Consider the following 12,972-nt stretch of genomic DNA (forward strand, 5'->3'; position numbering starts at 1 on the left):
ATGATACATTATAAAGAGCCTTTGAAATTAGCATTTCTGGGTGGAGGAATTGACTCTGCAATCGGCTATACTCATTACATAGCTTCTCAAATGGATCACCTTTTTGTTTTATCTGCCGGATGTTTTAGCCGAAGAGAGAATATTAATAAAAGAACAGCACAAACGTGGGGTGTTGAAGAAACGCATTTATATTCGGATTGGGAAACACTTTTAGACAATGAAATACAAAATATCGATGCAGTCGTTATTCTTACCCCAACGCCAGATCATTACAAGATGATAAATAAAGCCTTAGATTTAGGATATTCGGTAATTTCAGAAAAAGCACTTGCAACAACGTATGAAGAAGGTCTTAAAATTACAGAAAAGGTAAATGAACAAAAAGCTTTTTTTGCTGTTACACACAACTATACCGGATATCCAATGCTTAGAGAGTTACAACATATGATCAAAGATAATAAGCTCGGTCAAATTACAAATATCAATATCGAGATGCCTCAAGAGAGTTTTGCAAGACTTATTAATGGAACTAAACCTACTCCTCAAACTTGGAGATTAACCGATGGGAAAATTCCGGGTGTATCACTTGATTTAGGAACACATCTTCAACATATGGTCTACTTTTTAACCAATGAAAACCCCATCGAACTTGTAGCTGATCAATCAAGCTTTGGTTGGTTTCCAGAAGTAATCGATAATGTTTCTTGTATGGCACGATACGCAAATGGGATGAGAAGCCAAATATGGTATGGAAAATCTGCTATTGGTCATAGAAATGGACTGAGAGTAAGAATTTATGGGAGAAAAGGGAGCGCGGAATGGTTTCAGATGCAACCGGAAGAATTAATGTTTCAAACTCTCAACGGTGATAGAATGATCATTGATAGAGCTTCAAATGTGGCCGTATCAAATCAATTGAGATACAATAGATTCAAATCAGGTCATCCGGCTGGATTTATAGAAGCTTTTGGAAATCTGTATGTTGATATAGCCGAGAAACTTACTCAATACAAAATCGACAAAAATCATACTATTGATTGGTCATATGATGCACTGCAAGCGACAAAGGGCTTGGAAGTATTTGAAGCTGTAAAAAAATCAACTGATGAAAATAGATGGATAAAGTTGGAAGACAAATGATGCTTGTAGTTGGAAAAGAGACAATTGATTTAAAAAAAGAAAAATTGGCAACAAGATTTTTTAGCGATGAAAAAGTTAAGCGATATGTTTTAGGAAGAAACAAAAATACTCAAAATCTTCTATCAGCCATAGCAATTGATGGATTTATTGATGACTTCACAGATATGACAGAATGGTTGGGAAAACCCGTCTTTAAAAGTTCTGATATCTTAAATAAAAACGATGTGATTGTGGTATCATGTTCCCTAGCCATATACCCACATACAGCAATAAAAAATTTACAGCATGCAGGTTTTAAATATATTTTAGATTACCTAGAGCTTGTAAAATACTCAAATATAAACTTGTCAATAGAGTTTATTGATGAAGCAAAACAAGATATTGAACTCAATTGGAATAAGTATAATTATATTTTCTCCAAAATAAAAGAAACTAAATCACGAAAAATTTATTCTGATTTAATTAACTTCAGACAAAATAGGAATTTATCGTATCTTGTAGATTATAAAGTCGATCAGATTGGACAATATTTTGAAGATTTTTTAAATTTTACGGATAATGAAGTTTTTGTAGATGCAGGCGGATATGATGGTCAAACCAGCATAGAGTTCATCAAGCGTTGCCCAACATATAAATCAATTTATATCTTCGAACCATCGAAAGAAAATTTAACCCTTGCAAAGAAGAATTTAAAAGATTTCAAAAATGTAAACTTTATTTCAAAGGGGTTGTCAAATCAGAAAGAAACTTTGCGATTTGATACAGGGTCAGGCTCAGCAAGCAGTATTTCTGAAAACGGAACTATTGAAATCGAGGTAGATACATTAGATACATTAGTCACTGAAAACGTTACTTTTATTAAAATGGATATTGAAGGTGCAGAATCATTAGCTATTGATGGTATGAAAAATCATATCTTAAATGACTATCCAAAAATGGCAATCAGTGTTTATCACAAAGTTGATGATTTATGGAAAATACCAGAGCAGATTTTGGCGATTAGAAATGACTATGATCTATTTATAAGACATTACACTGAAGGTACAGATGAAACTGTTATGTTTTTTATTCCAAAACAAATGCATGGATAAATCATGAATCAAAAATATATTATTTATACTGGTTCTTTTAATATAAAAATCGGTGGGATCATTGCTCTACATAGACTATGTGATTTATTAAATCAAAATAATGAAAAAGCTTTTTTATGGAATTGGGATAAACCTATTTTTAGTCGAAAGAGACCTATTGAGTTTATAATCAAATATCTAAAATACTTTCGTCGTAATTTACGTCATCCATTTCAATTTATGCCTAATTTCAACACACCAATGGCAAGATTTAACGATATCAAAAACTCTATCGTCATATACCCTGAAACGATAGATGGGAATCCTTTGAATGCAGATTATGTCGTTCGATGGTTTCTGCATAAACCTGGATATCATACAGGAAAAATATTATACGGGCACAATGAATTGTATTTTTTCTATCAAACAGTCTTTAATAATACTGAAATAAACCCACATAAAGATCATTTACTGCAAACAATTTTTATTTTAGATGATATATATAAGCAAACAAATTTTGGTTCCAGAAAAGGGACATGCTATATTTTACGTAAAGGCAAAGGACGTACAATAGTCCATGACTTAAATGATTCTATACTTGTGGATGAATTATCCCATGAAGAAATGGCAAAAATATTCAATCAAGTTGAAATGTGTATATCATATGATACCTATACTATGTACTCACAATTTGCGGCCTTATGCGGTGCAATTTCAGTTATCATACCAGAAGAAAATGTTTCAAAAACAGAATGGTACCCTGATGAAAAAATATATTACGGCCTTGCTTATGGCTTCGACAATATCCCCTACGCATTGGCAACAAGATCACTATTACTACCAACTCTAAAAGAACAAGAAAAAAAAGCTAATCAAACTGTTCACAATTTTATTCAAAAATGTAATGAATATTTTATATAAGAATGAGAGAAAACTTGAAAAATATCAATAACTACAAGCCGGTAAAAAACTTTTCAGTCTGCACTCTCGTCACTAATTTTGACGAGTTTCAAGAAATGATTACATCGTTCCAAAGAGCCGGGTTTAATGATGAAAATACTGAATTTATCTACGTCGACAACTCAAACAGCAACACCGATGATGGGTTCAGCGGACTCAATAAATTTCTTAATCTTGCCAGCGGAAAATACATCATTATATGTCATCAGGATATCCTTCTCAAATACGACAATATCGATGTTCTTAACCACTGTATCGCAGAACTTGATATACTCGATCCACATTGGGCAATTTTGGGAAATGCAGGTTTTAACGGATTAACTGAAAAATACTGCCGTATCAGTGATCCTTGGGGGGAGAATACAAAAATCGGGCAATTTCCCGCAAAAGTCAAAAGTCTGGATGAGAATTTTTTACTCATTAAAAATGAAGCCAATCTGGCTCTTTCGCACGATCTAAACGGATTTCATATGTACGGCACAGACTTATGTACTATCGCCTCTTTCTTAGGGTGGAATGCCTATGTTATCGATTTCCATCTCCATCATAAAAGCGGTGGAAATTGCAATGAGAGTTTTACGCTGGCTAAAAAATCTTTTATTGATAAATATTCAAAATTGCTTTCTATATTATACATCCGTACCACATGTACACCGATGATAATTACTTCAAGCCCTTTTTTAAATCGGCTTTTAAACCGAAAAATTATTTACAGTATCCGAAAACGTATTGAGACATTATTCTCAATTAACCTGAGCTAAAAATGCTATTTAACAGTTATGAGTTTATCTTTCTCTTTTTGCCGGTAACCTTTTTTTTCTATTTTTGGCTCAATAAAAAACGTCTTACACAAGCTTCCAAGGGATGGATGGTATTTGCCTCGCTCTTTTTCTACTCATGGTGGAATATCATCTATTTACCTCTTATTTTAGGATCTATCCTCTTTAATTTTACCGTAGGTTCTACTCTCTCAAAGATGGATGGATCTCAATCCACGATTAAAAAAAGCATCCCTCGAAAAACCCTTTTAGCTTTTGGGCTTACTTCCAACATTCTTCTCCTTGGCTATTTCAAATATATGGACTTTTTTATTACCAATACTAATCTTCTTATAGGTACACAGTGGGATCTGGTGCACATTGTCCTTCCTCTTGGGATCAGTTTTTTCACTTTTACTCAAATAGCCTATCTGGTGGATACTTATCGTAATGAAGTCAAAGAGATGGATTATCTCAACTATACCCTGTTCGTCACTTTCTTCCCTCATTTGCTCGCCGGTCCGATCCTCCATCACAAAGAGATGATGCCTCAATTTGATTCACTCAAAAATAAAGTCATTAATTATCGTAATGTTTCTGCGGGACTCTTTCTTTTTTCTATCGGTTTGTTTAAAAAGATTGTCATTGCCGATACGTTTGCCGGATGGGCCAATACCGGATTTGATACTGCTTCAACCCTTAATTTTCTTGAAGCATGGGCAACAAGTCTGAGCTATACTTTTCAGCTTTATTTTGATTTTAGCGGTTATACCGATATGGCATTAGGGGTTGCTTTGATGTTTAATATCAGACTCCCTATCAACTTTAACAGCCCTTATAAAGCACTCTCTATCCAAGATTTCTGGAGACGTTGGCATATTACGCTATCACGTTTTTTACGTGATTACATCTATATCCCTCTTGGCGGAAATCGTAAAGGGGAATTGCACACCTATGCAAACCTTTTCACGGTATTTTTAATCGGGGGGCTTTGGCATGGTGCGAGTTGGATGTTTGTTATTTGGGGTGCACTGCACGGCTTTGCCATTGTAATTCACCGTGCATGGCAGCAAATGGGGCTGTCTATGAATAAATGGCTCGCATGGTTTATCACCTTTAACTTTGTTAATATCGCTTGGATATTTTTTAGAGCCAAAGATTGGGAACAAGTAACTAAAATATTGAACGGAATGGTATATGGAGATATTATTTTTTCTGACAAATTAGAGAATAAGTTTTTCTTCTTAAAAAACATCGGCATTGAGTTCGGCCAGTTTATGATGCATTTGGGGGGAAGTGCTTCCACTTGGGTTTGGATAATATGTGCCAGTATAATTCTTCTAATGACATCGAATTCAGTTAAGCTCACAAAAGAGTTCAAACCGACTTGGCTCAACCTAATTTATTCACTTGCAGTCTTGTTAACCGCTATGTCAATGATGTCTCGCGTTTCTGAGTTTTTGTATTTCAATTTCTAGGGATTCGCTTGAGCAAAAGAATATCTTATCAAAAATTTTTCTTTCTTTTTTTACTAGTGGTCTCTCTATTCCTTGTATATCATCTCTCAATATGGTATTTTTTTACATCAAAAATCTTTAATGTATTACCATACCATGTTGGTGATTTAGGAAGAATGAGCTACCAGATCCATTCATTAGTTCCGAGAATCGAGCAGCATACTCTGCCACGTAAACATTTTGATAAAAATAATTGGAAAAATGAACCGATTGATCTCATTACGATAGGCGACTCTTTTTCGAATGGAGGCGGGGGAGGTAAAAACCCTTATTACCAAGACTTTATAGCAACATCACAACAAATAAATGTTTTGAATATTCAAAATATTAATAATTTTAGCTATATAGATACGATTCGTTATCTGCATCAAAAACAATGGTTCAATAAAATCAAACCCAAAGCCATTCTTATTGAAAGTGTAGCAAGAGAAGCAATCAATCATCTCCCATCACATCATCATACAATTTCAACTAATGATGATCTATTATTTAGTCAAATTTTCAAAAAAAACAACTGTACATATTTTCCGAAACCTTTAATAATTAATACAGCTAACTACAAAGCGCCTTACTATTACATCAAATATCATTTTTCACCAAGAGCCAACAAAGAAGTATATAAATTTGATCTTAGCAAAAATCTTTTTACTGCGACCGATCCAAATCACCTTCTTGTCTATAACGATGATTTAAAAAATATTAATATCATGAATAATAAAACTATTACTCAATTGAATCAAGAGTTGAATACTCTCGCCAATGAATTAAAGAAAGATGGTATTGTATTGATTTTTATGCCCGTTGTTGACAAATATGATCTCTATTATGACTGGATAGAAGAAAAAAATATTTATCCTAAAAATCCATTCTTTCTTCTGCTAAGACAACAAAAACAAAATTACATAGTTGTGGATACAAAAGCTATTTTGCATCCATTGATCGAAAAGAATATACAAGATATTTATTACGCCGATGATTCCCATTGGACCTACAAGGCATCTGAGTATATCGCAAACAGTAAACTATGGAATGTGTGCAAGCATTCTAATGACATCTAAATTAAAAAGGCAAATATTGAAACATAGTTTTTTTTCTTATTTATTTGTGACTCTTACTCTGTTTCTATTTGCAGGAATTGGCGCGGTTAATTATATTATTGACCCGTATGGATACAACAATGCATTTCATTTAAAAATCAATGCCATAAAAAAAACACAAAACGAACGAAATGATAAGTTTAAACTGTTATCTAAATATCCTCATGCAGAGAGTTTTGTGTTTGGTTCCTCTCGGGCGCTGCGCCTCAATCCGGATATTGTTACCTCTTTAACGGGAAATGAAACTCTTAATACTGCATTTTGCGGTGCATCAGCCGATGAATATTATCTGTACATCAAATATCTTATTCAGACAAAAAAAGTTAAAAATATTATTATCGCCGTTGATTTGTTTGCCTACGCGGATGGATATGAATCAGATTCTACTCTACCGGAATCGCTCCTCTCTTATTTTCATCTCAATAACAAGTATCATATTTCTTCTTATTTCACTTATGACTCTCTACGAGATTCCGTTAAAACTATTAAAGTGAATCGCAATACTAAAGTCTCTTTAAAGAGTGCGTATTCGTCTCATGGACAAGCAATACAGTATGAATACCTCGATGCATTGAAAGATAAGGAGTTAATAAAACGCTATACACAACGAAACGTAGTAGATCAACCTCCCTATTGGAATACGCGAAGAGACACACTATCAAAGGAGAGACTGTCTCAACTCATTGAAATAAAAAAGCTATGTGATCAAAATGGGATTCATCTTTATCTATTTACGAGTCCGTTATGGATCAAACAAATCACGATGAAGCAAAATAAATTTTTTCTTCAAAAAAAACTATTGCAGTACATCGTACAAAACGTTCAACCCGTTTGGGATTATAATGGTATAACCGCCATCAATACTGATCCTTACGCCCATCAAGATCAATTCCATTTTTCATGCGTTACAGGAGATTCCATTTTAACCGAAATAATAAGCGGAAAGCCCATAATTAAAAACTATGCCGGAACCTATGTGACACAGCAAAATATACGTGAATATCTAAATCAAACCGATCAGAAATTACAAAAATATTTAAACACAGTTCACTGATTTTTGTACAGTTTTTACAACATTTTCGACAGAAGGGATCGAACCGTCCACATTATAAACAGCATAATGCATTTGAGGATTTGGCAAATAGCGGTATGGGACGGTAGAAAAAAAGAGTCCAACGGTTTTTGTTCCGGCGGCAATCGCCATATTCCGTATTCCCGTGTCATTACAGACAACGACCTCCGAAGCTCCGAGATATGACATTGTCTCATCCAGCGGAAGCGGGCTACTTTTATAAACGTTCGTCAATGTGCTTAATTCGAAGAAATCGTCGTCGACTTTTTCATTTTCTCCTATCCCTTCCAAGATAACATGCTGATAGTTTGGAAGTGTGAGCGATAGCGTATGAATTAAATCTCTAAAATGCTCTATCGGCCATTGTTTTGTCGGCGTTGATGCTCCCATAAAATAGATGATTCGCTGTTCTTTTTTCTCTGCCGTATCGTATCCATAATCGTATTCACTGTATTTTGGAGCACCGAGAATGTAGAGCATGTGCAGCAACGTCTCAACTTCCGGTACCAAGTCCGAACGTAAAAGCGAAATATCATAGAGTAAATAATTTTTCAACTGTCGATATGGAAAGCCGATTTTTAATTTTGCTTTTGTAAAGATACTAACCATTCCCGATGATGACGTATCCGCCATATCAAAAAGTAAATCGTGTTCGCCCAACTCTCGTATTTGTTTTAAACGGGAGAAAAAAGAGGTTTTTTTACCGCCGATTTTTTTATCGACAACATGCACCTGATCGACTAAATCGGTCGGAGTCCCATAACTATAGTTACTCACAATACTCAATGTTATTTTTGCATTCGGAAAAAAAGTGCGTGCTTGCAGTAAAAAGGGACGTAATACCATCATATCCCCAATGGCCGCATGACGGATGATAGCGATAGAACGGACGGATTCGGGAGAGATTCCGGCTGCTATTTGTTTTGCTTTTTTAGATGCCCATGCACCTTTTTCAAACCATAATTTCATCTTTTACACTTTCAGCAAAATTTGTTGTAACTGTGCAAACTGCTTTTGACTCTCAAACATTTCCATCGCTTTGTGTTGACCTGCTTTCGCAAACTCCATACGCTTTTGCTGATCGTACGCAAGTGTCTCTAATTTAGCACTCAAATCATCGCTGTCGAAGGTTTTAAACAGCAATCCGGTTGCCCCGTCATCGATAATCTCCAACGGTCCGCCGCTGTCACTGCCTACGACACACACACCACACATCATCGCTTCGATCAGCACCAGTCCGAATGTCTCTTTGTCCGTTGCCAATACAGCTACATCACACAACTGCATCAACGTCTGCGCTTCGTTCGTAAATCCAGTAAAGATACCGATGTCACGGTATTCTTCTTTTAATTGCAGCAAATATCCCTCATCCATCGCGTGACCAACGATCAGTGCTTTGGCATCAATCCCTTTTTGGGAGAGATTTTTAACCGCTTCGAGCACCAGATGCTGTCCTTTTTGACGCTCTATACGTCCCACAATACCGACCGTGAACGATTGACCTAACCCCAACTGCTCACGGCGGGATTTTCGCTCATTCTCAGAAATAATAGAAGGTTGTTCGGCACCGATATAGAGGACTTCCACTTTCGGTCGAATCCCCTCAGGAATAAATTTTTCAATTTGTGTTTTAACCTGCTGTGTTACCGCAAGCATCATCTCTAAATTTTTATAGAGGAAACGGTGATAAAAATCATCTTTGAAACGAGTCATTGTCATATGGCGTGACTGCACGACACGGGGTTTACGATCTGAAATCAGTTTGGCCATAATGGCAAGAGGAAGGTCTTTCGTCCAGTGCAGATGTAAAACATCGATCTCTTCTTCATCAATAATTCGTGCAAGTGAACGTGCATTAAGCCATGATAAAAGGATATTGCGTTTTTTTAGAGTGTGGTAACGGTACTGGGTGTTTTCATAATAACTTTTCAGTTTGCCATTCTCATTAATAATACTGATACAATCCTGATCCAAATAACGCGACGCGCGCATCATATAAAGCTCCAACCCTCCCAAATCAGGTGAAAGGCACAGTTCACAGATTTTATTTGCCACGTTTGCTCTTTTGTTCTAAATTCATTTCATAGAGTTTGATATATTTGTAAAAATTGGTTGCCATGTGCGAAAACGCGATGATAAGTCCCGCATACCCGTCCAAAAAACCCCGTTTGAGAATATAGGTGCGGAAAAATGAATAAAGTCCGTTGAAAAACGCTTTTGCGGGAGAAGAGGATTTTTTGCCGACATTATCGGTCGCGAACAGTGTCGAATAGCGATCGAGCTTAACAATAAAATCAGAGATGCTCATATAGCTGTAATGTTTCATATTGCCATTTAGCAACGCCGTTTTCATCCCCTCATCCATAATACGTTCATGGACAAAATTATCATTAAAAGCGGTAGTTTTTTTATGATAAAAGCGGCGAACTTTTTGATTATTCCATCCGCTGTGACGGATCGGTATCTCTTTGTAATAGGCCAAGGAGTTGATCAAATAAACCGTATTGGTATCAAACGTATCATTTTTTAACGTCTTCATCAGCTCGGTATCAACCTCTTCATCGCTGTCAATACTCAATATCCAATCATATTTGGCATAGCCTGCCGCACGGTTTTTCGTCGTCCCGAATCCGTCAAATTCCCCTTCGATCAGATGAACATTCGAATACTCCCGCGCTATTGCCTGCGTACCATCGGTTGAGCCGTTGTCATAGACAACCACATCATCAAACTCACGTAAACTTTCCAATGTTTTACGGATTGTCCGTGTTCCATTTTTTACAATCATTACGCACGATACATTCATCTTAACTCTTTACTAATTTAATCATTGTTTTCAACCAAAATCCAAACCATTTACGAAATGTGAATAATGTATCAGGCGTTTTAAGAGCATCCCCCTTGATCCGATAAATCAGCCCGCCGATCCCGTTCCACGAAGGATTCAGAGCATTTCCGATTCGCAATACATAAGGGTAATGTTCACGAGCCAACACAATAGCAGCATCATTGTATTTTCCAAAAGGGAGGACAAAAGAGGTGATTCTCATCCCCAGTTTTTCTTCGAGAAGTAGTTTGGAACCAACTATTTCCTCTCTCAGATTAGTCCCCTCATCTATTAGATTTACATGGTTCATCGAATGAGAGGCTACCATCACGTGTCCGCTTTGTACCATCTCCCGAAGTTCAACATAGGTACAAAACGGGATATACGTTTTGTAATTTTCACCTTCATAAATCTCATGATGTTTAAGTGAAAGGCGAATTTCCGGATCAAGATTTGTCTCATCGAGAATATAAGCGGCAGGTACAGCAAGCAAAGCTTTTAAATTGTATTTTTGAAGCAAGGGAAATACATAATGGTAAAAATCAAAATAGGCATCATCAAAAGTTAAACAAATCGAAGCGGAAGAAGATGTTTCCCCTGGGAAAAGGGTGGTATAGCGCTGGGCAATCAAACGTAAATGTGCGTCCATCATTGTATCCGTATTGGATAATGGCAAATCATCACTGTTGATATGATGGTACATCACGACAGGGAGCATTCACATCCTAATTTTGAAGTGTTTCAGGAATAATAAAGTATCATACCATACCCTCACTTACTCAAAGGTCAGTATGAAGTTTCAATGTGATTTTCCACCGCAATATGGCTATTTACAAGAGTCGTTTAAAAATATTCAATCTCTTTTTGCAGGGGATAACCACAGCATTCATAAAGCTCGTAATGAACTAAAAATTATTGATATTCAAGGGGTTAAAACGGTCGTTAAGTCGTTTAAAGTCCCCCATTTACTTAACCGCATCGTCTATTCTTATTTTCGTCGCAGCAAAGCGTATAAATCGTATCATAATGCACTCCGTTTGCAAGAACTCACTATTTCAACCCCTCAACCAATCGCCCTCATCGAATGTTTCGAATCGGGTTTATTAGCGGACAGCTATTTTATCAGCGAATATTTCGAATACGACTTTACGATCCGCACTCCGCTGCTTGAAATGCTGAGTGATCGTGAAGCTATTTTCACCGCTTTTGCCGCCTATACCTACGAATTGCATCAAAAAGGGGTTTGGCATCTCGATTATTCTCCCGGAAATATTTTGATCAAAAGAACCGAAGATGGCTATCAGTTCAGTATCGTCGATATCAATCGAATGGAGTTCAGAGAAATCTCCCCGATTCAAGGGTGTGAAAATTTTAACAAACTATGGGCGAGCAATAAAGAACTGGAGATTATGGGGTGTGAGTATGCACGACTCAGCGGATTGGATGAAACACTCACAATTAATGAAATGAAACGACACAACGATGCTAACAAACGAGTCAAAAATTTTAAAAAGAGACTCAAACGAGTGTTAAAAGGCGATTTTTCAACGCCTGTTTAACCTTCTCGAACATCTCTCCACGCCCTTGTGGATTGAGCGGAATCATAAAGTGATGCTGTACTGCTCCGATACTTTTCCAACGTAATGCCGACGCAAAACGGGTATCGGCAAAAAAAGTAAATGTCTCACATCCTACGGCACTTGCCAGATGATACGTCCCCGTCGAGGTACTTATAAACAGTTTAAAACTGCTTATAAGTGCGGCAAAATCGACAACACTTCCTACCGATCGATATAAAACAACCCTGCTCTCACCCAATAATTCTTTCGCTTCGTTATAAAGCCTTTCTTCATCCGGGCCGAATGTCATAACCACATCGAGTTGCTCATATGTTTGTGCAATTCGTACCAGATCAATGTATTCGCTGAGGGTCCAGTTAGCGTCCGATGAACCGCCAAAACCGGGATGAAATGCTACAACCGGTTTGCTGACTTCATATTCGGTACAAAATGCTTTGAAAATATCATCGCTAAAAGGCAAAAGTGGTTGCGGGAAATCGAGCGAAATATCAGGAAAAAGGGCTTTGCTCAGTTGAAGATTGTATTCAAATTCAGCCATTTCCACGCGGCTGCGGCGCTGGGTGATACGGCGGTTGTAAAAAATTTGGGCTATTTTGGTAGCCGGAGCGATACGTATCGGAATACGGGCAATCCACTGTGCCAGTGCTACGCGTGTGTTGGAAAAGAGGGTGATAGAGGCATCGATACGGGCTTGTTTGATTTTAAAAGCAAGTTCAAGGATCTCTTCACCGCCATCAACGATCACCTCATCGATAAATTCACACGATTCCGCTAATGTACGGTTCAGAGGGGCTACAAGAGCGATAATACGGTTCGAGGGATTATGATGCTTAAGAACATACAGAGTCGGCAACGCGGTTATAAAATCACCCAGTTTATCGTTACGTACCACCATAATATTCATACTGCCGCCTCATCTTTAGTCCCCGCATTCTACCTAATTGATGGTAA

The 12,972-nt window shown here is 37.0% G+C and carries 13 protein-coding genes; 8 read left to right on the forward strand and 5 right to left on the reverse strand.

Annotation, left to right across the window (positions count from 1 at the left end):
• The 7 genes from PHI47_RS04070 to PHI47_RS04100 all read left to right on the forward strand — a co-directional run bounded on the left by PHI47_RS04070 (nt 1) and on the right by PHI47_RS04100 (nt 7,596).
• Entirely contained in the window at nt 1-1,140 is a 1,140-nt protein-coding gene (locus tag PHI47_RS04070) for a Gfo/Idh/MocA family oxidoreductase (RefSeq protein ID WP_299934034.1), read from the forward strand.
• Nucleotides 1,116-2,231, forward strand: a complete 1,116-nt coding sequence (locus tag PHI47_RS04075) for an FkbM family methyltransferase (RefSeq protein ID WP_299934036.1) — start codon at nt 1,116-1,118, stop codon at nt 2,229-2,231. The genes PHI47_RS04070 and PHI47_RS04075 overlap by 25 nt, the downstream gene beginning before the upstream one ends.
• A 3-nt stretch (nt 2,232-2,234) precedes the next feature.
• Complete coding sequence (locus PHI47_RS04080) at nt 2,235-3,131, forward strand: hypothetical protein (RefSeq protein WP_299934038.1); 897 nt, start codon at nt 2,235-2,237, stop codon at nt 3,129-3,131.
• 14 nt (nt 3,132-3,145) lie between these two features.
• Nucleotides 3,146-3,931, forward strand: coding sequence for a hypothetical protein (locus PHI47_RS04085; RefSeq protein WP_299934040.1), 786 nt, complete (start codon nt 3,146-3,148; stop codon nt 3,929-3,931).
• A gap of 2 nt (nt 3,932-3,933) precedes the next feature.
• Nucleotides 3,934-5,406, forward strand: a complete 1,473-nt coding sequence (locus PHI47_RS04090; protein ID WP_299934042.1) for an MBOAT family protein — start codon at nt 3,934-3,936, stop codon at nt 5,404-5,406.
• A 155-nt stretch (nt 5,407-5,561) separates the two neighbouring features.
• The gene (locus tag PHI47_RS04095; RefSeq protein ID WP_299934044.1) at nt 5,562-6,503 is read left to right on the forward strand and encodes a hypothetical protein; all 942 of its coding nucleotides are present in this window, start codon (nt 5,562-5,564) and stop codon (nt 6,501-6,503) included.
• Entirely contained in the window at nt 6,493-7,596 is a 1,104-nt protein-coding gene (locus PHI47_RS04100) for a hypothetical protein (RefSeq protein ID WP_299934046.1), read from the forward strand. The genes PHI47_RS04095 and PHI47_RS04100 overlap by 11 nt, the downstream gene beginning before the upstream one ends.
• On the opposite strand, the gene PHI47_RS04105 is transcribed toward PHI47_RS04100, so the two are convergent.
• The 4 genes from PHI47_RS04105 to PHI47_RS04120 are packed head-to-tail and all read right to left on the reverse strand — an operon-like array spanning nt 7,579 to nt 11,159.
• Entirely contained in the window at nt 7,579-8,583 is a 1,005-nt protein-coding gene (locus PHI47_RS04105) for a glycosyltransferase family 9 protein (protein ID WP_299934048.1), read from the reverse strand. The genes PHI47_RS04100 and PHI47_RS04105 overlap by 18 nt on opposite strands.
• 3 nt (nt 8,584-8,586) lie before the next feature.
• On the reverse strand, nt 8,587-9,669 hold the full coding sequence (locus PHI47_RS04110) for a glycosyltransferase family 4 protein (RefSeq protein ID WP_299934050.1): 1,083 nt from the start codon (nt 9,667-9,669) through the stop codon (nt 8,587-8,589).
• The gene (locus tag PHI47_RS04115; protein ID WP_299934052.1) at nt 9,659-10,420 is read right to left on the reverse strand and encodes a glycosyltransferase family 2 protein; all 762 of its coding nucleotides are present in this window, start codon (nt 10,418-10,420) and stop codon (nt 9,659-9,661) included. Before PHI47_RS04115 ends, PHI47_RS04110 begins: the two co-directional genes overlap by 11 nt.
• 1 nt (nt 10,421) lies before the next feature.
• A complete protein-coding gene (locus PHI47_RS04120) occupies nt 10,422-11,159 on the reverse strand; it encodes a polysaccharide deacetylase family protein (protein ID WP_299934054.1) in 738 nt (245 codons plus the stop codon).
• A gap of 73 nt (nt 11,160-11,232) precedes the next feature.
• Between PHI47_RS04120 and PHI47_RS04125 the strand changes: the two genes are divergently transcribed.
• Nucleotides 11,233-12,000 carry a lipopolysaccharide kinase InaA family protein gene (locus PHI47_RS04125; RefSeq protein ID WP_299934056.1) on the forward strand — a complete coding sequence of 256 codons (768 nt, stop codon included), beginning with the start codon at nt 11,233-11,235 and terminating at the stop codon, nt 11,998-12,000.
• Here PHI47_RS04125 and PHI47_RS04130 read toward each other — a convergent pair.
• Nucleotides 11,960-12,925 carry a glycosyltransferase family 9 protein gene (locus tag PHI47_RS04130; protein ID WP_299934057.1) on the reverse strand — a complete coding sequence of 322 codons (966 nt, stop codon included), beginning with the start codon at nt 12,923-12,925 and terminating at the stop codon, nt 11,960-11,962. The two genes, PHI47_RS04125 and PHI47_RS04130, sit on opposite strands and share 41 nt — an antisense overlap.
• Nucleotides 12,926-12,972: the final 47 nt, after the last annotated feature.

It is taken from the genome of Sulfuricurvum sp. (genome assembly GCF_028713855.1).
GTDB lineage: Bacteria > Campylobacterota > Campylobacteria > Campylobacterales > Sulfurimonadaceae > Sulfuricurvum.

Excerpts from the sequence above, each read along its gene's own strand:
- PHI47_RS04090 (WP_299934042.1), top strand. The coding sequence starts at position 3,934 with ATGCTATTTAACAGTTATGAGTTTATCTTTCTCTTTTTGCCGGTAACC.
- PHI47_RS04100 (WP_299934046.1), top strand. The coding sequence starts at position 6,493 with ATGACATCTAAATTAAAAAGGCAAATATTGAAACATAGTTTTTTTTCT.
- PHI47_RS04080 (WP_299934038.1), top strand. The coding sequence starts at position 2,235 with ATGAATCAAAAATATATTATTTATACTGGTTCTTTTAATATAAAAATC.
- PHI47_RS04070 (WP_299934034.1), top strand. The coding sequence starts at position 1 with ATGATACATTATAAAGAGCCTTTGAAATTAGCATTTCTGGGTGGAGGA.
- PHI47_RS04115 (WP_299934052.1), bottom strand. The coding sequence starts at position 10,420 with ATGAATGTATCGTGCGTAATGATTGTAAAAAATGGAACACGGACAATC.
- PHI47_RS04130 (WP_299934057.1), bottom strand. The coding sequence starts at position 12,925 with ATGAATATTATGGTGGTACGTAACGATAAACTGGGTGATTTTATAACC.
- PHI47_RS04105 (WP_299934048.1), bottom strand. The coding sequence starts at position 8,583 with ATGAAATTATGGTTTGAAAAAGGTGCATGGGCATCTAAAAAAGCAAAA.
- PHI47_RS04125 (WP_299934056.1), top strand. The coding sequence starts at position 11,233 with ATGAAGTTTCAATGTGATTTTCCACCGCAATATGGCTATTTACAAGAG.
- PHI47_RS04095 (WP_299934044.1), top strand. The coding sequence starts at position 5,562 with ATGAGCTACCAGATCCATTCATTAGTTCCGAGAATCGAGCAGCATACT.
- PHI47_RS04075 (WP_299934036.1), top strand. The coding sequence starts at position 1,116 with ATGGATAAAGTTGGAAGACAAATGATGCTTGTAGTTGGAAAAGAGACA.
- PHI47_RS04120 (WP_299934054.1), bottom strand. The coding sequence starts at position 11,159 with ATGCTCCCTGTCGTGATGTACCATCATATCAACAGTGATGATTTGCCA.